This window comes from Tistlia consotensis USBA 355 (genome assembly GCF_900177295.1).
Classification (GTDB): Bacteria; Pseudomonadota; Alphaproteobacteria; order Kiloniellales; family DSM-21159; genus Tistlia; species Tistlia consotensis.
The window spans coordinates 246,089-269,778 of the sequence record NZ_FWZX01000001.1; the positions used below are offsets into that span (position 1 = coordinate 246,089).

General features: G+C 71.4%; 19 protein-coding genes. 5 read left to right on the forward strand and 14 right to left on the reverse strand.

The features are described from left to right. Window position 1: 1 nt before the first annotated feature. Complete coding sequence (locus tag B9O00_RS01200; RefSeq protein WP_085120597.1) at window positions 2-1,234, reverse strand: amidase; 1,233 nt, start codon at window positions 1,232-1,234, stop codon at window positions 2-4. Further along, complete coding sequence (locus B9O00_RS01205) at window positions 1,231-2,421, reverse strand: MFS transporter (protein ID WP_085120598.1); 1,191 nt, start codon at window positions 2,419-2,421, stop codon at window positions 1,231-1,233. Before B9O00_RS01205 ends, B9O00_RS01200 begins: the two co-directional genes overlap by 4 nt. A 195-nt stretch (window positions 2,422-2,616) precedes the next feature. Here B9O00_RS01205 and B9O00_RS01210 point away from each other — a divergent pair, with 195 nt between their 5' ends. Both B9O00_RS01210 and B9O00_RS01215 read left to right on the forward strand, forming a co-directional pair. Next, window positions 2,617-4,020 (forward strand): amidase, encoded by a 1,404-nt coding sequence (locus B9O00_RS01210; protein ID WP_085120599.1) that lies wholly within the window; start codon window positions 2,617-2,619, stop codon window positions 4,018-4,020. A 7-nt stretch (window positions 4,021-4,027) separates the two neighbouring features. Beyond that, a complete protein-coding gene (locus B9O00_RS01215) occupies window positions 4,028-5,599 on the forward strand; it encodes a gamma-glutamyltransferase (RefSeq protein WP_085120600.1) in 1,572 nt (523 codons plus the stop codon). A 24-nt stretch (window positions 5,600-5,623) separates the two neighbouring features. Here B9O00_RS01215 and B9O00_RS01220 read toward each other — a convergent pair whose 3' ends face one another. Continuing rightward, entirely contained in the window at window positions 5,624-6,070 is a 447-nt protein-coding gene (locus tag B9O00_RS01220; RefSeq protein WP_085120601.1) for a GcrA family cell cycle regulator, read from the reverse strand. Window positions 6,071-6,293: 223 nt separating this feature from the next. Here B9O00_RS01220 and B9O00_RS01225 point away from each other — a divergent pair, with 223 nt between their 5' ends. Continuing rightward, window positions 6,294-6,866 carry a queuosine precursor transporter gene (locus B9O00_RS01225; RefSeq protein WP_085120602.1) on the forward strand — a complete coding sequence of 191 codons (573 nt, stop codon included), beginning with the start codon at window positions 6,294-6,296 and terminating at the stop codon, window positions 6,864-6,866. Window positions 6,867-6,885: 19 nt separating this feature from the next. Here B9O00_RS01225 and B9O00_RS01230 read toward each other — a convergent pair whose 3' ends face one another. The 3 genes from B9O00_RS01230 to B9O00_RS01240 form a co-directional block, all read right to left on the reverse strand. Beyond that, on the reverse strand, window positions 6,886-10,083 hold the full coding sequence (locus tag B9O00_RS01230) for a multidrug efflux RND transporter permease subunit (RefSeq protein ID WP_085120603.1): 3,198 nt from the start codon (window positions 10,081-10,083) through the stop codon (window positions 6,886-6,888). A gap of 21 nt (window positions 10,084-10,104) precedes the next feature. Continuing rightward, window positions 10,105-11,247: an efflux RND transporter periplasmic adaptor subunit gene (locus B9O00_RS01235; protein WP_085120604.1), complete on the reverse strand. Its 1,143-nt coding sequence runs from the start codon at window positions 11,245-11,247 to the stop codon at window positions 10,105-10,107. A gap of 187 nt (window positions 11,248-11,434) precedes the next feature. Next, window positions 11,435-11,770 carry a YrhK family protein gene (locus tag B9O00_RS01240; protein WP_085120605.1) on the reverse strand — a complete coding sequence of 112 codons (336 nt, stop codon included), beginning with the start codon at window positions 11,768-11,770 and terminating at the stop codon, window positions 11,435-11,437. Between the two features lie 100 nt (window positions 11,771-11,870). Here B9O00_RS01240 and B9O00_RS01245 point away from each other — a divergent pair, with 100 nt between their 5' ends. Then, window positions 11,871-12,899 (forward strand): methionine synthase, encoded by a 1,029-nt coding sequence (locus B9O00_RS01245; protein WP_085120606.1) that lies wholly within the window; start codon window positions 11,871-11,873, stop codon window positions 12,897-12,899. Window positions 12,900-13,075: 176 nt separating this feature from the next. On the opposite strand, the gene B9O00_RS01250 is transcribed toward B9O00_RS01245, so the two are convergent. The 6 genes from B9O00_RS01250 to B9O00_RS01275 form a co-directional block, all read right to left on the reverse strand. Then, entirely contained in the window at window positions 13,076-13,462 is a 387-nt protein-coding gene (locus tag B9O00_RS01250) for a c-type cytochrome (protein WP_085120607.1), read from the reverse strand. A gap of 2 nt (window positions 13,463-13,464) precedes the next feature. Beyond that, complete coding sequence (locus B9O00_RS01255; RefSeq protein ID WP_085120608.1) at window positions 13,465-14,610, reverse strand: CaiB/BaiF CoA transferase family protein; 1,146 nt, start codon at window positions 14,608-14,610, stop codon at window positions 13,465-13,467. Window positions 14,611-14,899: 289 nt separating this feature from the next. Then, the gene (locus B9O00_RS01260; protein ID WP_085120609.1) at window positions 14,900-16,204 is read right to left on the reverse strand and encodes an NAD(P)/FAD-dependent oxidoreductase; all 1,305 of its coding nucleotides are present in this window, start codon (window positions 16,202-16,204) and stop codon (window positions 14,900-14,902) included. Window positions 16,205-16,412: 208 nt separating this feature from the next. After that, on the reverse strand, window positions 16,413-17,753 hold the full coding sequence (locus B9O00_RS01265) for an ABC transporter substrate-binding protein (RefSeq protein WP_085120610.1): 1,341 nt from the start codon (window positions 17,751-17,753) through the stop codon (window positions 16,413-16,415). Window positions 17,754-17,782: 29 nt separating this feature from the next. Then, window positions 17,783-18,646 carry a carbohydrate ABC transporter permease gene (locus tag B9O00_RS01270; protein WP_085120611.1) on the reverse strand — a complete coding sequence of 288 codons (864 nt, stop codon included), beginning with the start codon at window positions 18,644-18,646 and terminating at the stop codon, window positions 17,783-17,785. After that, entirely contained in the window at window positions 18,646-19,575 is a 930-nt protein-coding gene (locus B9O00_RS01275) for a carbohydrate ABC transporter permease (RefSeq protein WP_085120612.1), read from the reverse strand. The genes B9O00_RS01270 and B9O00_RS01275 overlap by 1 nt, the downstream gene beginning before the upstream one ends. A 213-nt stretch (window positions 19,576-19,788) precedes the next feature. On the opposite strand from B9O00_RS01275, the gene B9O00_RS01280 reads away from it, so the two are divergent. Next, on the forward strand, window positions 19,789-20,856 hold the full coding sequence (locus tag B9O00_RS01280; RefSeq protein WP_085120613.1) for an ABC transporter ATP-binding protein: 1,068 nt from the start codon (window positions 19,789-19,791) through the stop codon (window positions 20,854-20,856). 28 nt (window positions 20,857-20,884) lie between these two features. Here the strand turns inward: B9O00_RS01280 and B9O00_RS01285 are convergent, their stop codons facing one another. Beyond that, window positions 20,885-21,742, reverse strand: a complete 858-nt coding sequence (locus tag B9O00_RS01285) for a D-amino-acid transaminase (RefSeq protein WP_085120614.1) — start codon at window positions 21,740-21,742, stop codon at window positions 20,885-20,887. Between the two features lie 136 nt (window positions 21,743-21,878). Continuing rightward, window positions 21,879-23,663: an SLC13 family permease gene (locus B9O00_RS01290; RefSeq protein ID WP_085120615.1), complete on the reverse strand. Its 1,785-nt coding sequence runs from the start codon at window positions 23,661-23,663 to the stop codon at window positions 21,879-21,881. Between the last annotated feature and the right edge of the window lie 27 nt (window positions 23,664-23,690).

The window sequence follows — 23,690 nt, forward strand, 5'->3', positions numbered from 1 at the left end:
CTCAGGCCGGGGTCGCGACGAAGCGCTCGGCGAAGGTCAGCAGGGCCCGGTCGCTGCCGGCCGGGCCGATCAGCGAGAGGCCGAGCGGGCAGCCGTCGAGGCTGGCCAGAGGCAGGCTGACCTGGGGCAGGCCCGAGAGCCCGGAGATCGCCGTCAGCGAGAGCACGTGGCTGCGGTGCTGGCGCAGCGACTCGGCGTCGGCGTCCAGGCGCGGCGCGATCGAGGGGGCGCTGGGCAGCAGCATCAGGGTGCCGGGCGAGACCAGCGCCCTGAGCCGCGCCGTGAACGCGCCGCGCGCCGCGCCGGCCTCGGCGATCTGCCCGGCCGTGACCGTCTTCACCCAGTCGAAGCGCTCGGCGATCTCCGGGCCGAAGCGGGGCTGCGTCGCCTCGATCCAGGCGCCGTGGACCTGCTGGATCTCGCCGGCCTGGATGTGCCGGAAGCGCCACATCCAGGCCTCGAGCCCGCCGCCCGGCTCGCCGACGGTGACGGCAGTCGCCTTGCCGAGGCGCTGCTCCAGGCGCTCGCGCCAGGGCGCGAGCGCCTGGCGGGCCTCCGGCACCGCCAGCGCCCAGGCGTCGTCGGCGAGCAGCAGCCGCTCGAACGGCGCGGCCTCGACATCGTCGCCGAGCAGGACGGCGCCGACCCGCTCCAGGGTCTCGGCGTCGCGCGCGAACCAGCCGACCGTGTCAAAGCTCGGCGCCAGCGGCATCACCCCGGCGTCGTCGACCCGGCCGTGGGTCGGCCTCAAGCCGTAGAGACCGCAGTAGCTCGACGGGATGCGGATCGAGCCGCCGGTATCGCTGCCCAGCGCCGTGTCGCAGAGTCCGCCGGCGACCGCGGAGGCCGAGCCGCTGGACGAGCCGCCGGGGATCCGGCCCGGCGCATTGCTGTTCGCCGGCGTTCCGTAGTGGAAGTTCTGGCCGTTCAGGCTGTAGGCCAGCTCGTCGGTCATGGTCTTGCCGACCAGCGTCGCGCCGGCCCGCAGCAGGGCCGCGACGGCGGCGGCATGGCGTTCGGCCGGCGGGTGGCTGCGCTGCCAGTCGGGATTGCCGCAGCCGGTGACCCGGCCGGCGACGTCGAATATGTCCTTCGCCGCGAAGGTCAGGCCCGACAGCGGCCCGATCGAGTCCGGGCCGACCTCGAAACGGCCGCCCGGAATGAAGGCGCCCAGGGGATCATGGCCCAGGGGGTCATGGTCCAGGGCATCGCGGTCCTGGCCGACGTCGCTCATTCGCTTCTTCCTCTTCTCCTAGCCGGCGCTCCGCCGCGCTCGCGCCAGAGGGCCATCGTCACCACGATCAGGCAGATCGCCGCCAGCGTACCCGGCAGGCCCCAGGTCACCGAGAGCTCGGTGGCGAGGCCGCCGACCGCCGGGCCGACCAGGCTGCCGGCGGAATAGACCATGATGAAGGCGGCGTTGGCGACCCCCAGGTCGGCGGTGTCGAAGCGCTCGCCGAGCAGGGCCAGGCCGAGGTTGTAGAGCGCCAGCACCGCGCCGCCGAGCAGGAAGCAGACGGCGCCGGCCGCCAGCGGGTCGCCGCCGGCGAGGCCGAGCGCCAGGGCGCAGGCCAGGCCCAGCAGGCCGGCCAGGGCCAGGGTCGGGCGGCGCGACCAGCGGTCGCCGAGCCAGCCGAGCGGCAGCTGCAGCAGGATGCCGCCGACCAGGAACACGGTCAGCAGCAGCAGCGCGGCCGGCTCGGCGAGCCCGTTGCGCACGCCGAAGACCGGCAGCAGCGAGAAGCTGGCAAACTCGGCGAAGCCGGCCGCCATCCCGGCGAGCAGCATCGTCGGCGCGCGCCGCGCGACCTGGCTGAGCCGCAGGCCGGGGCGGAGCGGCAGGGGCGGCGCCAGGTGCAGCACCGGCAGCAGCGGCAGCACCGCCAGCGCGGTCGCGAGGCCGATGACCAGGAAGGGCAGACGGCCCTCCGTGCCGACCAGGGTCAGCAGCGACGGCCCGATGGCGAAGCCGACGAAGAGGGCGGAGGAATAGACCGCGATGATCCGTCCGCGGTTGTGCGACAGCGCGACGGCGTTGATCCAGGTCTCGCCGATCAGCCAGGGCAGCGCCAGCCCGGCGCCGGCCAGGAAGCGCAGCAATGCCCAGCTGCCGAGCGCCGGCAGCAGCGGCATGACCGCGATCGAGACGGCCGCGAGGCCGCAGCCGAGGACCATCGCCCGGCCGGTGCCGAGCTGCGCGGCCAGGCGCCGCAGGGCCGGCAGCAGCAGGACGTTCGCCAGGGTCGGCAGGGCGCCGACCAGGCCGATCGTGCCGGCGTCCTCGCCCCAGCGCTCGAGCACCAGCGAGGTCAGCGGGATCGAGGCGCCGAAGGCGATGCCGATGCCCAGCATGTGGAGCACGATCGCGATCAGGCTTTGGCGGCGGTCGCGGGCCGTGAGCTCGAGCGGAGGGCTGTCCATGATCCCGCTCTATCCGCTCCGGCCGGAACGGTCCACGCCGCCGCAGGGAGGGCTGCCATGCGGCGCCGGGGCAACAGGAGCGCGGCGGACGCGCGGCGACCCTATGCCCCGGCCGCCGGCGGTCGACAGATGCCGGCAGCCGTGCCAGGAATGGTGCTCCCGCTCGCCCGCTTCGCACCACCCCGAGGAGACGACATGGCCGACGACGCCGCCTTCCTGAGCGCCAACGAGCTGCTCGACGCCTATCGCGACAAGAGCCTGTCGCCGGTCGAGGCCACCGAGGCTGCGCTCGCGCAGATCGAGCGGCTCAACGGGCAGCTCAACGCCTTCTGCCTGGTCGACCGCGAGGGCGCGCTGGCCGCCGCCCGCGAGTCGGAGAAGCGCTGGCAGGCGGGCCGGCCGCGCGGCCGGCTCGACGGCGTGCCGCTCGGCGTCAAGGACCTGCTGCTGACCGAGGGCTGGCCGACCCTGCGCGGCTCGCGGACCATCGATCCCGCCGGCCCCTGGCACGAGGACGCGCCGGCGGTGGCGCGGGTCAAGGAGCACGGCGCGATCCTGCTCGGCAAGACGACGACCCCCGAGTTCGGCTGGAAGGGCGTGACCGACAACGACCTGACCGGCATCACCCGCAACCCCTGGGATCCGAGCAAGACGCCGGGCGGCTCGTCGGGCGGCGCCGCGGTCGCCGCGGCCAGCGGCATGGGCGCCCTGCACTTCGGCACCGACGGCGGCGGCTCGATCCGCATCCCCTGCGGCTTCACCGGCATCCCCGGCCTCAAGCCCACCTTCGGGCGCGTGCCGGCCTACCCGCTGAGCCCCTTCGGCACCGTCGCCCACGTCGGGCCGATGGCCCGCACGGTCGCGGACTGCGCGCTGATGCTGACGGTGATCGCCGAGCCCGATCCGCGCGACCCCTACGCCCTGCCCTACGACTGGGAGGACTACAGCGACGGCCTGGAGGGCGGCGTCGAGGGCCTGCGGGTCGCCTATCTGCCGACCCTCAACGGCCGCCCGGTCGACCCGGAGGTCGCCGAGGCCGTGGCGAAGGCCGCACGCCACTTCGAGGCGCTCGGCGCCAAGGTCGAGCAGCCCGACCTCGACCTGCCCGACACGGCGGAGATCTTCGCCAAGCACTGGTTCTCCGGTGCCGCGCTGATGATGTCCGGCATCCCGGAGGACAAGCAGGCGATGATCGATCCCGGCCTGCGCGAGGTCGCCGCCAAGGGCGCCGCCTTCTCGCTGCTGGAGTACCTGCGCGCGGTCAAGGGCCGCGAGGCCTTCACGGTGCGGATGATCGACCTGCACCAGGACTACGACCTGCTGCTGCTGCCGACCCTGCCGCTGCCGGCCTTCGAGGCCGGCCTCGAGTGCCCGCGCAACGCCGCGGGCGAGCGCTGGACCGACTGGACGCCCTTCAGCTACCCCTTCAACCTGACCGGCCAGCCGGCGGCCAGCGTGCCCTGCGGCCTGACCGCGGCGGGCCTGCCGATCGGCCTGCAGATCGTCGGGCCGCGCTACCAGGACGCGCTGGTGCTGCGGGCGGCCCGCGCCTTCGAGCGCGCCCACCCGACGCAGCGGCCGCCGCTCGCCATCGGCTGAGCAAGGCATGGCGGCCGGGATCCTCGGCGGGGCGGGCGGCGCTGTCGCCGGCGGCCACGACGAGACGGTCCGGGCCGCCGCCACGATCCTGGCCGAGGGCGGCAACGCCTTCGACGCCGCCTGCGCCGGCGTCGCGGCCGCCTGCGTCTGCGAGCCGGTCCTGGCCTCGCTGGGCGGCGGCGGCTTCCTGCTCGCCGAGCCCGCCGGCGGCGAGGCCCGGATCTACGACTTCTTCGTCGACACCCCGGCCCGGCGGCCCGACCTCGGAGCGCTCGACTTCGAGGCGATCGAGGCCGACTTCGGCACGGCCCGCCAGGTCTTCCACATCGGCCTCGGCGCGACCGCCGTGCCCGGCCTGCCGGCGGGGCTGGAGGCCGTCGCGCGGGAGCTCGGCCGGCTGCCGCTGGCGCTGAGCCTCGCGCCGGCCGTGGGGCTGGCGCGCGAGGGCTACCTGCTGCGCCCGGTCGACGCCTTCGTCGCCTCGGTGGTGGCGCCGATCGTCACCGCCTGCCCGGCCCTGCGCAGCCTCCATTGCCGGCCGGACGGCGGGCTGCGCGCGAGCGGCGAGCGCATGGTGCAGCCCGATCTCGCCGCCAGCCTGGAGCAGCTCGGCCGCGAGGGCGCCGCCCCCTTCTACCGCGGCGAACGGGCCGGCCAACTGGCGGCGCTCTGCCGCGAGACCGGCGGCCTGCTGGCTGCCGAGGACCTCGCCGGCTACCGGGTCCGCCGCCGCCGCCCCCTGGCCACCCGCTTCGGCGGCGCCGGGATCCTGACCAATGCGCCGCCGTCGAGCGGCGGCCTGCTGATCGCCTTCGCACTCGACCTGCTGGCGGGAGAGGCGCTCGGCGGCTTCGGCTCGGCCCGGCACCTGTCGCTGCTCGGCCGCGCGATGGCGCTGACCAGCCGGGCCCGCCTGGAGAGCGGGCTGGCCACGGCCGAGGACGCCGACAGCGAGACCGCGGCGGCGGCCCGGCTGTTCGACCCGGACCTGGTCGCCCGCTACCGGGCCGAGCTCGCCGGCCGCCCCGGCGTCAGCCGCGGCACGACCCACCTGTCGGTCGTCGACCGCCGGGGCAATGCCGCGGCGGCGACCCTGTCGAACGGCGAGGGCTGCGGGCGCGTGCTGCCGGGCAGCGGCATCCATCTCAATAACATGCTGGGCGAGGCGGACCTGAACCCGCTCGGCTTCCATGCCTGGCCGACCGGCGTGCGGCTCGGCTCGATGATGGCGCCGACCCTGGCGCGCACCGCCGACGGCGGCCTGCTGGCGCTCGGCTCCGGCGGCTCGAACCGGCTGCGCACGGCGATCCTGCAGGTGCTGGTGAACTGCCTGGGCCACGGCCTCGACCCGGCCGCCGCGGTCACAGCCCCCCGGCTCCACGTCGAGAACGGCACGGTCCAGGTCGAGCCGGGCTTCAAGGCGGCAGCCCTGGCCGGGCTGGCCGAATTCGGGGCGCCGACCCGCTGGCCGGAGCCCAACCTCTTCTTCGGCGGGGTGCATCTGGTGCGCCGGGCGGCCGACGGCGTGCTCGCCGCGGTGGGCGATCCCCGGCGCGGCGGCGCCGCCCAGGTCATCTGAGCGGCGTGCCGGCGCGAGAGCGCGTCAGGCGACCCGGGACTCGCCGCGGTCGCGATCGCGGTCCTTCTTGATGTAGGCCGAGGCGCAGTGCTTGCTGCAGTAGGGCTTGCCGGGCAGGGCCGGGTCGTCGCAGAAGTGGAAGCTCTTGTCGCTCGGATCGCCGATCGGCCACTGGCAGCTCTGGCCCGAGCGGCGCTCGGCCAGGCGTGTCGGCTTCGGTGCCTCGAAGGCCGCGACGCTGCCTTCGGGCTCGTCGGGCACCACCGGAGTCGGCAGCGCCGCCGGCCTGCGCCGCGGCGCGGGCCGTGCGTCCTTGCGGATCGGCGAAGGCCGCGCCGGCAGGTTCAGGCGATGCGCCTTGCCGACCACGGCGTTCTTCGACACGCCGAGTTTCTTGCCGATCATCGAGGCGGAATGGCCCGTGTTCCAAAGGCGGGTCAGTTCGTCGATACGGTCCGGTGTCCAGGTCATCGCCAGCCTCCAAGCTGTCGTAGTGCACAATAGATATTGCGCTCAAGCCAGGCATCAACACCATATCGGGTAGCGACCTTGCCGTCGAGTCGCGGCAGCGCAGTTATCTGTGGAGAACTGCGCCTGAAGCCTGGGGAATGGCGCTTGCGGCGGCCCTCTGCTAGGAGAGCGGCCGTTCGCCGGCGGCCGCGGAGGCTGCCGGGCACAGTGAAAAGGCGGCGAGATGAGCTACGCGACGCGCGGCGTCCTGTTGGGCGTGCTGGCCATGACCGTGGTGGTCGTGGCCTCGAACATCCTGGTGCAGCACCCGATCCAGCTCGAGCTGACGGTCTTCGGCATCCCGGCCGACCATCTCTGGACCTGGGGCGCGCTCAGCTACCCGGTCGCCTTCCTGGTCACCGACCTGTGCAACCGCTCGATGGGCCCGGCCAAGGCGCGCCGCGTCGTCTACGCCGGCTTCGCGGTCGCCGTGCTGCTGTCGGCGGCCTTCGCCGGCTGGCGCATCGCGCTCGCCTCGGGCACCGCCTTTCTGCTCGCCCAGCTGCTCGACGTGCTGATCTTCGACCGGCTGCGCCGGATGCGCTGGTGGCAGGCGCCGTTGATCTCCTCGGGCCTGGCCTCGACGCTCGACACGCTGGTGTTCTTCAGCCTCGCCTTCGCCGGCACCGCGGTGCCCTGGCCGACCCTGGCGCTCGGCGACTATGCCGTGAAGCTGGCCGTCGCCGTGATCATGCTGGTCCCGTTCCGCGCCCTCATGTCCTTCCTGCCCAGGGCCGAGCTCGCGCCCAGCCGCTGAACCGGACGGCCGGGCCGGCCTACTCGGCCGGCGCCGGCGTCGGCGCGCCGCCGCCCGAGGGCTCGGTCCCGCCCGGATTGCCGCTCGCCCCCCCGCCCGTCGGGCCGTGCCCGCCGGAGCCGTGCCCGGAGTCCCGGCCGGTCTCGAGGTCGCCGGCCTGGCGCGCCCGGTCGGCGGTGTGGTCGCGCGCCACCAGGGAATAGATCGCCGGAGTCACGAAGAGGGTGAACATCGTGCCGATGGTCATGCCGGAGGCGATCACCAGGCCGATGTCGAAGCGGCTGCGCGCGCCGGCGCCGCTCGCGATCAGCAGCGGCACCATGGCGACGACCATGGCCGCGGTGGTCATCAGGATCGGCCGCAGGCGCACCGCCGCGGCCTCCTCGATGGCCTGCATCTTGCCGTAGCCCTCCTCCTCCTGGAGCTTGTTGGCGAACTCGACCATCAGGATGCCGTGCTTGGAGATCAGGCCGATCAGCGTGACCAGGCCGATCTGGGTGTAGATGTTGATCGAGGAGCCGCCGGTCAGCGACAGGATGTTGACCGGCAGCAGGGCGCCGAACATCGAGGTCGGCAGGGCGATCAGGATGATGATCGGGTCGCGGAAGCTCTCGAACTGCGCCGCCAGCACCAGGAAGATGATGATCAGCGCGAAGACGAAGGCGAGCGCCAGGGTGTTGCCTTCCTTGACCAGCTGGCGGCTCTGCCCGCCGTAGTCGAAGGTGAAGCCCTCGGGGAAGTTCTTCTCCGCGTAGTTGCGCAGGAAATCGAGGGCCTCGCCGAGGGTGCGGCCCGGGTAGGGCACGCCCGACAGCGTCGCCGAGTTGAGCTGCTGGAAGGTCGAGAGCGCGTTCGGCTGGACCGTCCGGGAGACCGTCGCGACGGTCGACAGCGGCACCAGGTCGCCGTTCGAGGTGCGCACCTGGTAGCGGGTCAGCCAGTCCGCGGTCATGCGGTACTCGCGCGGCACCTGCGGGATCACCTGGTAGCTGCGGCCGTAGAGGTCGAAGCGGTTGACGTAGTTGCCGCCCAGGAAGGTCGCCAGGGCCGAGCCGATGTCCTGCATCGAGATGCCCAGGCGGTTCGCCTTGTCGTGGTCGATCGAGAACTGGACCTGGGGCGAGTTGAAGCGCAGGTCGGTGTCCGTGAAGATGAACAGGCCGCTCTTCTGCGCCGCCTGCTGCAGGTCCTGCAGGACGTCGGCGATCTGCTTGTAGTCGCTGGTCGAGGTGATCACGAACTGCACCGGCGTGCCGCCGGTCGAGCCGGGCAGCGCCGGCGGCTGGAAGGCCAGCACCTGGCCGCCGGGGATCGTCGCGAACTTCGGCTGCAGCTCCTGCAGCACCTGGTTGGCCGCGCGGCTGCGCTCGTTCCAGGGCTTCAGCAGGATGCCCGAGAAGGCGGTGTGGACGTCGCCGAGGCCGTTGATCGCGAAGACGTGGTCCTTCTCCGGCACGGTCTTGAAGACGTCGTAGAGGTCGGCCGTCGTGTGCTCCAGGTAGTCGAGGTTGGTCGATTCCGGCGTCTTGACCTGGGAGAACAGGATGCCCTGGTCCTCGGTCGGCGCCAGCTCGCTCGGCGTCGTCAGGTAGAGCATCGCGGTCATCGCGACGATCGCGATCAGGATCGTCACGGTCAGCAGCCGGAAGCCCAGGGTCTTGGTCAGGCGCGAGCGGTAGGCGTTCTTCAGGCCCTCGAAGCGGCGGTCGAGGAAGCGCGCGAAGGCGCCGCCGCCCTTCTCGTGGCGGAGCAGCCGCGAGCACATCATCGGCGACAGGGTCAGCGCGATGATGCCCGAGACGAAGACCGCCCCCGCCAGGGTGAAGGCGAACTCCCGGAACAGGGCGCCCGTGACGCCCGAGACGAAGCCGATCGGCGCGTAGACGGCGGCCAGCGTGATGGTCATCGAGACGACCGGCATGGCGATCTCGCGGGCGCCGCGCAACGCCGCCTCGAACGGCTTCATGCCGTCCTCGATGTGCCGGTAGATGTTCTCGACCACGACGATGGCATCGTCGACGACCAGGCCGATCGCCAGCACCAGGGCGAGCAGGGTCAGCAGGTTGATCGAGAAGCCGAGTCCCTGGAGCATGACCATCACGCCGATCAGCGACAGCGGGATCGTGACGATCGGGATCAGGGTCGAGCGGAAGTTGCCGAGGAACAGGAAGATCACGACGACGACGATGATCGCCGCCTCGCCCAGGGTGCGCTCGACCTCCTCGATCGAGGCGTTGATGAAGGCCGTGGCGTCGTAGGCGACCGCAGCCGACAGGCCCTGGGGCAGCTGCCGCTGGATCTCCGGCATCAGGTCCCGGATGCTCTGGATCACGGTCAGCGGGTTGGCGGTCGGCGTCGTGTAGACGCCGATGAACACGGCCTTGGTGCCGTCGAAGGCGGAGGAGGAGTCGGCGCTCTCCGGGCCCAGCTCGATGTTCGCGATGTTGCGCAGGCGGATCAGCGAGTCGCCGCGCGTCGCCACCACCAGGCGCGAGAAGGCCGCCGCCGAGTCGAGCGAGGTCTCGGCATTGATCGAGTCCTGGACGAAGTCGCCTTTGATCTGGCCGGCCGCCGAGGTGAAGTTGTTGCGGGCCAGGGCGTCGGCGACGTCGGAAGGCGTGATCTGCAGCGCCGCCATCTTGTCCGGGTCGAGCCAGATGCGCATGGCGAAGGTCTGGCCGCCCAGGATCTGCGCGTCGGCGACGCCGTTGACCGTCTGCAGCTTCGGCTGGATGACGCGCGTCAGGTAGTCGGTGATCTGCGGCGCGGTCATCACGTCCGAGTTGAACGAGATGTACATCAGCGCCGTGCTGTCGCCGGTCTGCTTCTTGACGATCGGGTCGTTGGCCTCGCTCGGCAGGACGCTCTGGACCTGGTTGACCTTGGACAGCACGTCGGCGACCGCGCGGTCGGCGTTGGCGTTGAGCAGCAGGTTGAGCGTGACGGTCGAGACGTTCTGCTGCGAGGTCGAGGTCAGGGTGTCGATGCCCTCGGCGCTGGCCACGGCCTGCTCGATCGGCGTCGTGATGAAGCCCTTGATCAGGTCGGCGTTGGCGCCGGGGTAGGTCGTGGTGATCGTGATCGTCGTGCTCGACAGCTCCGGGTATTCGCGGATCTGCAGAGAGAACACGGCCTGCAGGCCGATCAGCAGGATCAGCAGGCTGACCACGGAGGCCAGCACCGGCCGCCGGATGAAGATGTCGGTGAAGCTGCCCATGGCCCCTGCCCCGCCGACGCCCTAGAGCCTGGGGGTCTGAGCCGGGGCCTCGAGCGCCGGCTTGTCGGAGATCTTCACCTTCTGGCCCGGATAGAGCTTGTTCTGGCCGCCGGTCACGACACGCTCGCCGGCCTTCACGCCCTCGGTCACGACGATCCGGTCGCCGCGCACGGCGCCGACCGTCACCGAGCGCCGCTCGAGCTCGACGACCGAGCCCGGCCCGGCCTTCCCGGCGCCGCCCTCCGGCTCCTTCACCACGAAGACGCTGTCGCCGTAGAGGCTGTAGGTGATCGCGGTGCGCGGCACGGTGACGACGTCGCGCGCCTTGTCCTCCAGCACGTTGACGTTGGCGAACATGCCGGGCAGCAGCCGCCTGTCGGGATTCGGCACCTGGCCGCGGATCAGGATGTTGCGCGTCTCCTGGTTCACCCGGGCGTCGATCGAGGCGACCTTGCCGGAGAAGCTCTTGTCTGAGAAGGCGTCGACCTTGACCTCGACGTCCTGGCCGATCGCGAGGCGCGCGATGTCCTGCTCCGGCATCGGGAAGTCGACGTAGATCGGGTCGAGCTGCTGCAGCGTGACCAGCGCGTCGCCGGCCGAGATGAACTGGCCGATGTCGACCTTGCGGATGCCGAGCCGCCCGGTGAAGGGCGCCAGCACGACCTTCTGGTCGATCACCGCACGGATACGCTCGACCTCGGCGGCATTGCTGTCGCGGTCGGCGACGGCGGCGTCGTAGTTGGTGCGCGAGGTGTTGCCCCGCTGGACCAGCTCGCTCTGTCGCTTGAGGTCGGCCTGGCTCTTCTTGAGCTGCGCCTCGGCCGACTTCAGCTCGGCCTGCTCGGTCGAGGTGTCGAGCTCGACCAGCAGGGCGCCCTGCTTGACCTCCTGGCCCGAGTCGAAATGGATCGCCTTGACGATGCCGCTGACCTCGGTCGAGAGGTCGATGCCCTGGATCGCCTCGAAGGTGCCGATCGCCGGCAGGCTCGGCCGCCAGCTCTCCGTCTTCGCCACCTCCACGGCGATCGCGGTCGCCGGCGGCTGCTGGCTCGAGATGATCTGCTGGATCATCTTCGGCTTCATGACGAACTGGAAGTAGGCGAAGCCCCCGACCAGCGCAGCCAGCAACACGAAGACGACGACGAAGATGATGACTCTTCTCATGGCACCGCTACAGCTCGGACGCGTGACGAAAGGCGGGTGCCGCGGACCGGCAGCCCGCGCTGCGGCTTGTTCATCGGCTGCGCAGGCATGTTCCGACCCCCCGGTCGCCCGTTCCTGCGAGCCTACCCCAGCCCGCCGGGCGGCAGACTACACTAGGTCGCCCGATGACGGTATGCCTTTGAAGTCGTTACCAGCTGCTTAGCCGGCTTCGCGACCCGCCCTGGCCGGCGACGCGCTCGCGCTCCAGCCGGCGGCGCAGCAGGCGCCGCTCCCAGCGCGACAGCGCGGCGCCGACGGCGCCGATCAGCATGGCGAGGCTGCCGATCACGAAGAGCCAGACGCCGGCGTTCTGCCAGGAGTCCCAGAAGAAGAAGATGCTGCCGACGAAGAAGGTGAGGTTGCCGAACACGCCGACCAGCGTGTGCACCCACTCGAAGTCGTGCACCGTCTCGCGGACGACGCGCGACTGCTCCTCCAGGTGCGCGACGAAGCGCAGGAACCATACCGGATAGACCGACTCCATGACCTTATCGACGCTGGCACGGCGGGATCGGTTCCGGAAAACCCGGCCCGGGGATATGCTGCCGGCAACGAGAGCAACGACGCCGCGGGGAGGCCACAGAATGCTGCGCACGACGATCGCCGGAAGCCTGCCGAAGCCCAGCTGGCTGGCCGAGCCCGAGAAGCTCTGGGCGCCCTGGCGCCTGGAGGGCGCCGAGCTGGAGCGCGCCAAGAAGGACGCCGCCCTGGTCTGGCTGAAGGAGCAGGAGGCCGACGGCATCGACATCGTCACCGAGGGCGAGCAGTTCCGCGTCCACTTCGTCCACGGCTTCCTGCAGGAGGTCGCCGGCATCGACTGGGAGAAGAAGACGAAGATGGGCATCCGCAACGACCGCTACGTGGTCGAGGTGCCGACCGTCACCGGCCCGGTCCGGCGCAAGGGGCCGGTGCACCGGGAGCAGGCGGCCTTCATGCGCGCCCACACCGAGCACCAGCTCAAGTTCACCCTGCCCGGCCCGATGACCATCTGCGACACCATCGCCGACGGCCACTACGGCCGGCGCGCCGACATGGCCATGGCCTTCGCCGAGATCCTCAACGAGGAGGCGAAAGAGCTGGAGGCCGCCGGGGTCGACGTCGTGCAGTTCGACGAGCCGGCCTTCAACGTCTTCATGGACGACGTGCGCGAGTGGGGAGTCGCCGCCCTGGAGCACGCCGCCCAGGGCCTGACGTGCAAGACCGCCGTGCACATCTGCTACGGCTACGGCATCAAGGCCAACATCGACTGGAAGAAGACGCTGGGCGGCGAGTGGCGCCAGTACGAGGCGATCTTCCCGCCGCTCAACGAGTCGAAGATCCAGCAGGTCTCCCTGGAGTGCGCCAACTCCAAGGTGCCGATCTCGCTGCTCGGCCTGCTCGACAGGAAGGAGCTGCTGGTCGGCGCCATCGACGTCGCCAGCGAGACGGTCGAGACGCCGGAGCAGGTCGCGGCGACCCTGCGCCAGGCCCTGGAGTACGCCGACGCCGCCCGCGTCCAGCCCTGCACCAACTGCGGCATGGCCCCGCTGCCGCGCGCCGTCGCCGAGGGCAAGCTGAAGGCGCTCGGCGCCGGGGCGCGATTGCTCAGGAAGGAGCTGGGGGTGGTGGAGTAGGGGGCCCCGCCGGGTCGCCTAGTCGACCCGAAGGATCGCCAATGGCTTCATCCTGAGCCTGTCGAAGGGTGAAGCCATTCCGGCCCGGCCGGTGCCGCTTCGCTTCACCCTTCGACAGGCTCAGGATGAAGCGAATGTGGCTGATCCTCCGCTGTGATCGAGCCGGCGAACGGACGCTACTTCTTCTCGCGCAGCGTCGCGACGTAGGCGACCAGGTCGTCGATCTGGGCGCGGGTCATCTCGAAGGTCGCGACGTTGCTCGGATTGTCGGTCGGCGGCGGGATGTCGGGCATGCGCACGAAGACCGGGTGGGGCCGCAGCGCATAGAAGGCCTCGAAGCGGTCGCGCCAGTCGTCGCGCTTGACGATGATCTGGAACGAGGGCGTCGAGTCGATGCCGCCGTAGCGGTTGAGGTCGCCGACGACGTGGCAGCGCGTGCAGTGCTGCCGGGCGATCTCCCGGCCCTTGGCGACGTCGCCGGCCGCCCGCGCGGCCGCCGGCGCCGCCAGCAGCGCGGCGGCGAGGCAGGCCCCGGCGACGACGGCGGCCGCGGCCCGGCGCATGGTCAGGCGACCCGGCTGCCGGCCGCCCCCTCGGCGAACTCGGCGCGGATCGCCGCGTCGTGCTGGCCGAGCGCCGGCACCGGGCCGAGCGCGAGCGTCTCGCCGGCGACCACGGCGCCGGGCGACAGCAGCTCGACCGGGCCGTTCTCGGTGGCGACCCGGATCAGGCGGTTCTGGGGATGCCTGGAGAGGTCCTCCAGGTCCGAGAGGCGCCCGTAGGCGATGCGCGCCGCCTCGAGGCGCGCGATGTTGGCCTCGCGGTCGCGCCGGGCGAAGACCTCGGCGACCAGGGCGTCGAGCGCCGCGCGGTTGGCGACCCGCCGGACGTTGCTGTCGAAGCGCGGATCGCTCGCGATCTCCGGGCGCTCCAGCACCTGGGCGCAGAGGCTGGCCCACTCGCGCTCGTTCTGGATCGAGATCAGGATCGCCTTGCCGTCGGCGCAGGCGAAGGCGCCGTAGGGCGCGATCGAGGGGTGCCTGAGGCCGCTGCGCTTCGGCGCCTTGCCGCCGTAGCGGTACTGCAGGTAGGGCACATTCATCCAGTCGGCCAGCGCGTGGAACAGCGAGACCTCGATCGCCCGACCCTGCCCCGTGCGGCCGCGGCCGATCAGGGCCTGCAGGATCGCCTGGAAGGCGGTCATGCCGGCGGCGATGTCGCAGACCGAGACGCCGACCCGGGCCGGCCCCTCGGCCGTGCCGGTGATCTCGCAGAGCCCGGACTCGGCCTGGACCAGCAGGTCGTAGGCCTTCTGGTCGCGATAGGGCCCGTCCTCGCCGTAGCCGGAGATCGCGCAATAGATCAGGCCGGGCCGGCGCTGCCGCCACTCCTTCGGCCCGAAGCCGAGCCGGGCCGCGGCGCCCGGCGCCAAGTTCTGGATGAAGACGTCGGCCTTGTCGAGCAGGCGGCCGAGCAGCGCCTTGTCGGCCGCCTCCTTGAGGTCCAGGCGCAGCGATTCCTTGCCGCGGTTGAGCCAGACGAAGTAGGCGCTGCCGCCCTTGACGTAGTCGTCGTAGCGCCGCGCGAAGTCGCCCTCCGGCCGCTCGATCTTGATGACCCGCGCGCCGGCGTCGGCCAGACGCCCCGAGCAGTAGGGCGCCGCCACCGCCTGCTCCAGGCTGACCACCAGCAGGCCTTCGAGATCCTTCATGGGCGTTCCGCTCCCCGTTTTCCGCCGAGACTAGCGCCGACGGCCGGCGAGCGCGAATCCGGACGCTGCGAGCCCCGTCAGCGTCCCCTCTCCGCCCCTTCGGGGGGAGAGGGTCAGGGAGAGGTGGGGCATACGGCGGATGGGGAAGCGCCGACCTCTCGATCGAGGATAGGGTTTTGCCGCGGCCCCACCCCGACAGCCGCGAGGGCCCGAATCCCCCACCTCTCCCTGCCCTCTCCGCCCCCGGGGGGCGGAGAGGGAAATGAGAGCCGGCGATCGGCCGCGCCCCCTACCCCAGCACGGAGAAGCTGCTCTCCCTGTTGATCTCGCGCCTGCGCGAATAGAAGCCGAGGTCGATGGTCCGGCCGGTGTGCCTGAGATGCAGCTGCAGCGGCTCGGCGTCGTGGTCGTGGCCGGCCTGCACCTTCTCAACCAGCTCGGCCATCATGACGCCGGCGACGGGGGCGTTCTTGAACTGGTTGCCGCTGGTGCCGATCGCCATGTACCAGCCCGGCACCGAGGAGGCGTCGTAGATCGGGATCCAGTCGTCGGAGACGTCGTAGAGCTCGACCACGCCCTTCATCTGGCTCGGGATGCCGAGGGTCGGGATGCGCTGAGCGGTGCGCAGCGCCTGGATGCGCCACTGCTCGGTGAAGTTGGTGTCGTAGTCGTCGGGATCGACCCACTCGCGCGGATCGCACTCCGGGTCCTCGCTGCCGATCAGCAGGAAGTTGCCCTTCTCCGGCCGGGTGTAGCAGGAGATGTCGCTGTCCGAGGTGACGATGCCGACCTTGTCCCAGTCGGCGACCGGCATGGGGACGTGCACGACCTCCTGCTTGAGCGCCCGGGTCTTGATGGTCATGTCGCCGGTGGCACCCGCCATCTCGTTGAGCTTGTAGGAGTGCGGGCCGGCGACGTTGACCACGACCGGCGCGTCGATCGCGCTGCCGTCGGCCAGGGTGACGCCCGCGATCCGGCCCTCGCCGTCCTTGCGGATCTCCGTCACCCGCGCGTTGAAGCGGAAGGTCCCGCCGGCCGCCTCGGCGGCGCGCTGCAGATTGTGGGCCGAGAGCTGCGGGTCGTTGATGTAGCCGGCGGCCGGGAAGAACACGCCGCCCTCGAGCCGGCCGCCGGTCGGCTCGCCGAAGCCGGGATCCTCGGGCCGCTTGGCCGGGGCGAAGCGGTCGAGGCGCAGGTGCGGCAGCTTGCGCTCGACGGTCGCGGCGTCCCACTCCTGGTAGGGGATGCCGAGGCTGGCCATGTTGGCGACGATCTTGCGCAGCTGGCCGTTCGACTCGGTCTTCATGACCAGGCAGCCGGTGTCGTGGAAGCGGGCCAGGCCGCGCTCGTCCTCGACCCCCAGGTGGCCGGCCCAGTCCTTCCAGTAGAAGTAGCCCTCGTAGGCCAGGGCCGCGCCCTCGACCGTCGAGTAGTGGGTCCGGATGATCGCGCAGGAGCCGCCGGTCGAGCCGTAGCCGGCGGTCGGCAGGCGGTCGAGGTTGAGCGTCTTCCAGCCCTTGCGCGCCAGCTCCAGCCCGACCGCCGCGCCGATCACCCCGGCGCCGATCACGATCGCATCGAACCTCTCCGCCATGTCCCCGGTCCTTTCCTGCTTCCCGGCCGCCCGATCGATCCCGCGGCGGCTCTGCTCTAGCAGGCTTTACGATGCCCGGCGAGCGCCCGCCGGACCGTCGCCGTCACCGCCTGTCGCGGGGGCGACGCGGGCCGCCCGAAAGAAAAAGGCCCGGGGTCGCCCCCGGGCCAGGTTCCGGCGCCATGGCCGAAAGGGGGTATCGGCGGGACTACATGGCCGCCGGCAGCTTGAGCGCGGTGCTGTCGACGTAGGGCTTCATCAGCTCGTCGGCCTTCTGCTGGGCCGCCTTCAGCGCCTCGGCCGGCTTGGCGTCGCCGGTGATGACCGCCTGGACCTGGTCCTCCAGGGCCTTGCGCACCGCGACGGTGTTGTAGGTCGCGAACCAGGAGCGCGCGTACTTCAGCTGGTCGAGCGCGACCTTCGCGTCGGGATGGCTGTCGATGAACTGCTTCATCTCCGGCAGGTCGTAGGCCGCCTTGTTCGGCGCGAAGTAGCCGGTGAAGCGGCTCCACTGGCCGGCGATCTCCGGGCTGGTCAGCCACTTCATCAGGGTCCAGGCCGCCTTCTGCTTCTCCGGCGACAGGCCCTTGGGCATCATCAGCGAGGCGCCGCCGATGGCGACGGCGTTGCGCAGGTTGCGCGGCACGAAGGCGACCCGGTAGTCGTCCTTCATGTTCTCGCGGACGAACGACAGCGAGCCGGTCGAGAGCACGACCATCGAGGCCTGGCCGGCGAAGAAGGCCGTGGAGACCGCCTTGCCGTCGGTGATCGCCGCCGGCATGACCTTGGCCTTGTGCGCCAGCTCGTCGACGAAGGAGAGCGCGCCGAGCATGGTCGGGGCGTCATAGTAGACCTCTCCGCCGTACTCCGGATTGTAGTAGAGGCCGCCGTTCGACATCGTCAGGGCGGTCATGATCCAGCCCAGGTAGTCGTAGTTCTCGGGGATCATCAGGCCCCAGCGCTTGGTCTCGCCGCCCTCGCGCTTGGTCAGCTTCTCGGCGGCGGCCAGCCACTCGGCCCAGGTCGCCGGCGGATGGTCCGGGTCGAGGCCGGCCGCGCGGAACTGCGTGGCGTTGATGTAGAGCAGCGGCGTCGAGTTCTGGAACGGCACCGCCCAGACCTTGCCGGCGAACTGCGCGTTGCCGTGCAGCGCCTGCCAGAACTGGCCCATGAAGGCGTCGGGGGTCTTGCCGTCGGCCTCGATCAGCGGATCGAGCGGCTGGATCTCGTCGTTGAGCTGGTACTCGAGGATGAAGTTCGCGCTCATGATCACGGCCGCCGGCGGCCGGCCGGCCTTGATCGCGGCGCGGGTCTTCAGGTTGGTCTCGTCGTAGCTGCCGGTATAGACGGCGGTCGCCTTGATCTCGGGATGCGCCTCGTTGAAGCGCTCGATCAGGCTCTGCATCTCCTTGGCCAGCTTGCCCTCGACCGGCACCGGGAAGAACATCTCGATCTCGGTCTTGGCCTGGGCGGCGGCCAGGCCGGCCCCCAGGGCGACGCTCGCCGCCAGACCGGCGGTGGCGAGCCCTCTCAACGACAACAGCTGCATGACGGACCTCCTTGTGGGTCGGCTTCGGATCACTTGATTCCGGAGAAGAGGAAGGAATTGACGAACTGCCGCTGGAACAGCCCGAAGGCGAGCAGCAGCGGCGCCGCGACCAGGAACGTCCCGGCGGCGATCACGCCCCATTGCGAGGCGCTTTCCGCGCCCATCGTGAAGGACGCCAGCCCGACCGTGAGGGTCTGGTTGCCGGGCGACGAGATGACCATCAGCGGCCAGAGGAACTCGTTCCAGTGGGTGACCACCGAGACGATGCCGAAGGCAATCATGCCGGGCCGCGCCAGCGGCACCAGGACGCGCACGATCAGCTGCCACCAGGTCGCGCCGTCGACGATCGCCGCCTCCTCGAAGTCGCGCGGGATGGTGCGGAAGGTCTGGCGCATCAGGAACACGCCGAAAGCCGAGGCGAAGTAGGGCGCCATGACGCCGAGCAGGTCGTCGTAGAGGCCGAGCTCGGTGACCGTCGTCAGGTTCGGCACGATCAGGATCGGCGGCACCAGCATCAGCTGCAGCAGGAAGCCGTAGAAGACCAGCTCGCGGCCCGGAAACCTGAGGCGCGCGAAGGCGTAGCCGGCCAGCGTGATGGTCGCGAGCTGGACCGCCAGGATGCCCAGGCAGACGATCACGGTGTTGAGGTAGAGCAGCGCGAAGTCGGCGGAATCGAGCGCCTCGGCGAAGTTCGCCAGGGTCGGCGTGAAGTCCGGCCAGAGCGAGGCCATGTCGAGGCCGCCGAAGTTCTGCGGCCGGAAGGCGGCGACCAGCATCCAGAGCAGCGGCGTCGACCAGACCAGCGCGACGCCGCAGAGCAGCGCGACGGCGAGCCAGCGCGCGCCCTCGCCGCGCCGGGCGCCGCGGCGCTGCGGGATCGGGCGGCCGGCCATCAGGCGGCCTCGTAGTGCACGCCGCGCTCCAGGGTGCGCAGCGAGACGAAGGAGAGGCCGAGCAGCAGCGTGACCGAGACCACGGTGGCGGCGGCCGCCTTGCCGTAGTCGTAGCTCTCGTGGGCGGTCTGGTAGATGTAGAACAGCAGCAGGTTGGTGCTGCCCGAGGGGCCGCCCTTGGTCAGCACCACGACGTGGTCGACCTGGGTGATCACGTTGACCAGGGCGATCACCGAGACGAAGGCGAGGCTGGGCCCGAGCAGCGGCAGGGTGATGCGCCGGAAGCGCGCCCAGGCGCCCGCGCCCTCGATGCGCGCCGCCTCGTAGAGGTCCTGGGGGATCGCCTGCAGCCCGGCCAGGAAGAACAGCATGTAGTAGCCGGCGTTCTTCCAGACCGTCAGGCCGACCAGCGACCAGAGCGCGATGCCGGGATCGCCCAGCCAGTTGGTCTGCCCGGCGCCGAGCTTGGCCAGGTAGTAGTCGAGCAGGCCGATGCCCGGCAGGAAGACGAAGAGGAACAGGGCCGCCGCCGCGACCAGCGGCAGCAGCACCGGGAAGAACACGACGGTGCGCAAGAGCGCGTTGAGCCGCGTCGCCTCCTGCAGCCCGACGGCCAGCGCCAGGGCCAGCACGATCGAGGGCACGATGGTGCCGACCGCGTAGAGCCCGTTGTTGATCAGCGCGCCGCTGAAGTCCGCGTCGGCGAACAGCCGCTCGAAGTTGCCGAGGCCGTAGCTGACGCTGTCCGAGCCGAAGGTCTCGATCCTGAGCGACTGCAGCAGCACCTGGACGATCGGCCAGTAGGTGAAGAGGCAGAGGAAGAAGATCGAGGGCAGCAGCAGCAGCCAGGCCCGCGCCGCCGGCCCGAGCCGGCGCGCCGCGCGGATGCGGACCCGCGGTGCCTCGATCGCCAGGGCGCCCTGCGCCATCCCGTCCCCCTCGCTGCTCGGAGCCGGTGATAGGCCGCAGCCGCGACAGGGCGATGACACGCGCCTGACAGTTCCCCTGCCGAACGATGAAGAGCGCATGACAGCGCGGGACGCTCCGGGCCGCCGCGGCCCTGCCGGCCGCCGCCATCATCGAACGGTCACGGAAGCCGGCTATCCAGGGCCCGGGAGTCGAAGCGAAGGAGAGGATGGGAGATGGCCGAAGTCCGCATCGCCGGCGTGCGCAAGGCCTTCGGGCCGGTCGAGGTGATCCACGGCGTCGACCTGACGATCGCCGACCGGCAGTTCGCCGTGGTCGTCGGCCCCTCGGGCTGCGGCAAGTCGACCCTGCTGCGCATGATCGCCGGCCTGGAGGAGACCAGCGCCGGGACGATCCACATCGGCCAGCGCGACGTGACCCTGGCCGAGCCCAAGGACCGCAACGTCGCGATGGTCTTCCAGAACTACGCGCTCTATCCGCACCTCAGCGTCGCGCGCAACATCGCCTTCGGGCTGGAGCTGCGCGGCACGCCGAAGGCCGAGATCGCCGCCCGGGTCGCGCGCGCCGCCGAGATCCTGCACCTGGACGGCCTGCTGGAGCGCAAGCCCCGGCAGCTCTCGGGCGGCCAGCGCCAGCGCGTCGCCATGGGCCGGGCGATCGTGCGCGACCCCGACGTCTTCCTGTTCGACGAGCCGCTCAGCAACCTCGACGCCAAGCTGCGCGTCGCCATGCGCCTGGAGATCCGCAAGCTGCACGAGGCGCTGGGCGGCACCTCGGTCTACGTCACCCACGACCAGATCGAGGCCATGACCATGGGCGACCTGCTGATCGTCATGAACGAGGGCCGGGTCGAGCAGATCGGCCGGCCGATGGAGGTCTACCGGCGCCCGGCCAGCCGCTTCGTCGCCTCCTTCATCGGCTCGCCGCCGATGAACTTCCTGCCGGTCGAGGTCGCCGGCGGCGTCGCGCGCACCGCCGCCGACAGCCGGATCCGCCTCGACCCGGCGCTGAACGGCCAGGCGGCAGGACCGGCGCGGCTGGTGCTCGGGCTGCGCCCGGAGCACCTGGCCATCGACGCCGAGCGGCCCGCGCTCGACTGCCTGGTCGAGGTCGTCGAGCCGCAGGGCGCCGACACCATCGTCCACGGCCGGGCCGGCGAGGACCTGCTGACCCTGCGCCTGCAGGGCACGCCGGAGGTCGCGGTCGGCGACCGCCTGCCGCTCGGCGTGGCGGCCGAGCACACCCACCTCTTCGACGCCGAGAGCGGCCGCCGGGTCGGCTGACGGCGGCGGCGGCTCCCGGAGCGGCCCGTCAGATCGCGGCCGCGCGGCTCTTCTCGAGGTAGATCTGCCGCAGCCGGGCGGCGACCGGCCCGGGCTTGCCGCTGCCGATCGTCGCGCCGTCGATCTCGACCACCGGATTGACGAAGCCGGAGGCCGAGGTCGAGAAGGCCTCCTTCGCCGCCTTCGCCTCCTCGACGGTGAAGGGCCGCTCCTCGACCGTCATCTCCAGGTCCGCCGCGCAGTCGAGCACGGCCTTGCGGGTGATGCCGTGAAGGATGTCGCTCGACAGGTCGCGGGTGACGATCGCGCCCTCGGCCGTGACGATGTAGGCGTTGTTCGAGGAGCCCTCGGTGACCAGGCCGTCGCGCACCATCCAGGCGTCGTCGGCGCCCTGCTTCTTGGCCAGCTCCTTGATCATCGAGGGATAGAGCAGCTGGACGGTCTTGATGTCGCAGCGCCGCCAGCGCAGGTCCTCGACGGTGACGATGCGCTGGCCGCGCGCCGCCAGGGGGCTGTCCAGCAGCTTCTTCTTCTGGGTGAACAGCACGACGGTCTTGGGCGTCGCCGGGTCCGGGAACAGGAAGTCGCGGTCGCCGGCGTTGCCGCGCGTGATCTGCAGGTAGATCAGGCCCTCGTCGATGCCGTTGAGCCGGACCAGCTCGCGATGGATGGCCAGCAGCTCCTCGTCGGAGAGCTCGAGGGCCATGCCCAGCTCCTTGAGCGAGCGGCGCAGACGGGCGAGGTGGCCGGCGAAGTCGACCAGCTTGCCGTCGAGCACCGCGGTGACCTCGTAGACCGCGTCGGCGAACAGGAAGCCGCGATCGAACACCGAAACCGTCGCTTCGCCTTCCGGCAGATAGCGGCCGTTCACATAGACCTGACGCATGCAGTCGACTCCAAAGCAGCGAGTGACGGGTCGCCCGGCGACCCCCTGGACGGACGGAAAAGACGGAGCGGTCGTGCGCGAGAAGCGGCGGCCCGTCAAGATCCCTGTCGCGAAGGGCAGACCTGCCGGGGCCGGCTCACAGCGGCCAGAACAGCGGGATCGCGGCGACGGTCGTCGTGCCGACCACCAGGTTCATCGGCAGGCCGACGCGCAGGAAGTCGGCGAAGCGGTAGCCGCCGGCAGCGTGCACCAGGGTGTTGGTCTGGTAGCCGATCGGCGTCGCGAAGCTGGCGCTGGCCGCGAACATCACCGCGACGACGAAAGGCCGCGGCTCCAGACCGAGCTGGGCGGCGGTCGCCGCGGCGATCGGCGTCATCAGCACGGCGACGGCGTTGTTGGTGACCAGCTCGGTCAGCACCATGGTGACGGCGTAGAAGACCGCCAGGACCGCCCAGGGCGGCAGGCGCCCCAGCAGCGGCGTCAGCCGCTCGACGACCAGCGCCAGGGCGCCGCTGCGCTCCAGCGCGGCGCCGACCGCGAGCATCGAGACGATCAGCAGCAGCAGGCGGCCGTCCATGGCGCCGACGCCTTCGTCGAAGTCGACGCAGCGCAGCAGCAGCACGACGGCGACCGCGACCAGGGCCAGGGTCAGGATCGGCGCGACGCCGAGCGCCGCCAGCAGCACGACGAGGCCGAGCGCGGCGACGGCGATCGGCGCCTTGCCGCGACGGTAGGCCCGCGCGCTCGTCAGGGTCAGGTTGGTCAGGCGCATGTCCTCGGCGAGCCGCGAGAGGTCGGCGGCGGCGCCGTCGAGCAGCAGGGTGTCGCCGACCATCAGGCGCGTCTCCTCCGGCCGGGCGTCGAGCGCCGCGCCCTCGCGGTGCAGCGCCAGCAGGTAGACGCCGTAGGTTCGGCGCCAGCGCAGCTCGGCGAGGCTGCGGCCGACGACCCGGGCGGCCGGCCCGACCAGCACCTCGACAACGACGCTGTCGCGCGTGCGCAGCGGCTCCGCGCCGGTGCCCGCGACCGCGTCCCGGGCGCCGGGCCGGAAGGCCATGACCTCGCTGTCGCGCGTCTTCAGCACGATCCGGTCGCCGGCGGCCAGCACGACCCGGTCGAGCTGCCGGCGCAGCGAGACTTCGGCGCGGATCACGTCGATGACCTGGCTGCGGCCGGCGCGGAAGCTCTCGACCTCGAGCACGCGGCGCCCGACCAACGGCGAGGTCGCCGGAATCACCACCTCGACCAGGTAGCTGCGCGGCTGGCGCTCCAGGGCGCTGGCCGCCGGCAGCGCGCGCTCGGGCAGCAGGCGGCGGCCGACGAGCAGCAGGAATCCGGCACCGGCGGCGACGACGATCAGGCCGAGAGGCAGGATCTCGAAGAGGCCGAAAGCCCTCAGGCCGAGATCGCGCGCGATGCCGTCGACCAGCAGGTTGGTCGAGGTGCCGATCAGCGTGCAGGTGCCGCCCAGGATGACCAGGTAGGACAACGGGATCAGCAGCCGGGACGGCGCGATCCGCGTGTCCTTGGCCAGGGCGATCATGATCGGGATCAGCACCATGACGACCGGCGTGTTGTTGAGCAGCGCCGAGGCGGCGGCCGCCGCCGCCAGGAGCGAGCCGATGGCCAGTGCCGGCCGGCGCTCGGCGAGCGGCCGCAGGCGCTCCAGTACCGCCTCCAGGGCGCCGGTGCGGACCAGCGCCGCGGTCAGCAGAAACATCGCGCCGATCGTCGCCGCAGCCGGGTTCGCGATCGCCTTCAGGAGGTCGTCGGTGCCGATCAGGCCGAGCGCCAGGGCCAGCGCGGCGCCGCAGAAGGCGACGACCTCGGCCGGCAGCGGCTCGAGCAGGAAGGCAACGAAGATCCCGACGATCAGGGCCAGGGCTGCATAGGGCTGCAGTGCGCCGAGCTCCGCAATCATGGCGAGGCCTCCTTCTCGGCTTCGCCA

Coding starts and splice junctions, on each gene's coding strand:
- B9O00_RS01200 (WP_085120597.1), bottom strand. CDS start 1,234: ATGAGCGACGTCGGCCAGGACCGCGATGCCCTGGACCATGACCCCCTG.
- B9O00_RS01205 (WP_085120598.1), bottom strand. CDS start 2,421: ATGGACAGCCCTCCGCTCGAGCTCACGGCCCGCGACCGCCGCCAAAGC.
- B9O00_RS01210 (WP_085120599.1), top strand. CDS start 2,617: ATGGCCGACGACGCCGCCTTCCTGAGCGCCAACGAGCTGCTCGACGCC.
- B9O00_RS01215 (WP_085120600.1), top strand. CDS start 4,028: ATGGCGGCCGGGATCCTCGGCGGGGCGGGCGGCGCTGTCGCCGGCGGC.
- B9O00_RS01220 (WP_085120601.1), bottom strand. CDS start 6,070: ATGACCTGGACACCGGACCGTATCGACGAACTGACCCGCCTTTGGAAC.
- B9O00_RS01225 (WP_085120602.1), top strand. CDS start 6,294: ATGAGCTACGCGACGCGCGGCGTCCTGTTGGGCGTGCTGGCCATGACC.
- B9O00_RS01230 (WP_085120603.1), bottom strand. CDS start 10,083: ATGGGCAGCTTCACCGACATCTTCATCCGGCGGCCGGTGCTGGCCTCC.
- B9O00_RS01235 (WP_085120604.1), bottom strand. CDS start 11,247: ATGAGAAGAGTCATCATCTTCGTCGTCGTCTTCGTGTTGCTGGCTGCG.
- B9O00_RS01240 (WP_085120605.1), bottom strand. CDS start 11,770: ATGGAGTCGGTCTATCCGGTATGGTTCCTGCGCTTCGTCGCGCACCTG.
- B9O00_RS01245 (WP_085120606.1), top strand. CDS start 11,871: ATGCTGCGCACGACGATCGCCGGAAGCCTGCCGAAGCCCAGCTGGCTG.
- B9O00_RS01250 (WP_085120607.1), bottom strand. CDS start 13,462: ATGCGCCGGGCCGCGGCCGCCGTCGTCGCCGGGGCCTGCCTCGCCGCC.
- B9O00_RS01255 (WP_085120608.1), bottom strand. CDS start 14,610: ATGAAGGATCTCGAAGGCCTGCTGGTGGTCAGCCTGGAGCAGGCGGTG.
- B9O00_RS01260 (WP_085120609.1), bottom strand. CDS start 16,204: ATGGCGGAGAGGTTCGATGCGATCGTGATCGGCGCCGGGGTGATCGGC.
- B9O00_RS01265 (WP_085120610.1), bottom strand. CDS start 17,753: ATGCAGCTGTTGTCGTTGAGAGGGCTCGCCACCGCCGGTCTGGCGGCG.
- B9O00_RS01270 (WP_085120611.1), bottom strand. CDS start 18,646: ATGGCCGGCCGCCCGATCCCGCAGCGCCGCGGCGCCCGGCGCGGCGAG.
- B9O00_RS01275 (WP_085120612.1), bottom strand. CDS start 19,575: ATGGCGCAGGGCGCCCTGGCGATCGAGGCACCGCGGGTCCGCATCCGC.
- B9O00_RS01280 (WP_085120613.1), top strand. CDS start 19,789: ATGGCCGAAGTCCGCATCGCCGGCGTGCGCAAGGCCTTCGGGCCGGTC.
- B9O00_RS01285 (WP_085120614.1), bottom strand. CDS start 21,742: ATGCGTCAGGTCTATGTGAACGGCCGCTATCTGCCGGAAGGCGAAGCG.
- B9O00_RS01290 (WP_085120615.1), bottom strand. CDS start 23,663: ATGATTGCGGAGCTCGGCGCACTGCAGCCCTATGCAGCCCTGGCCCTG.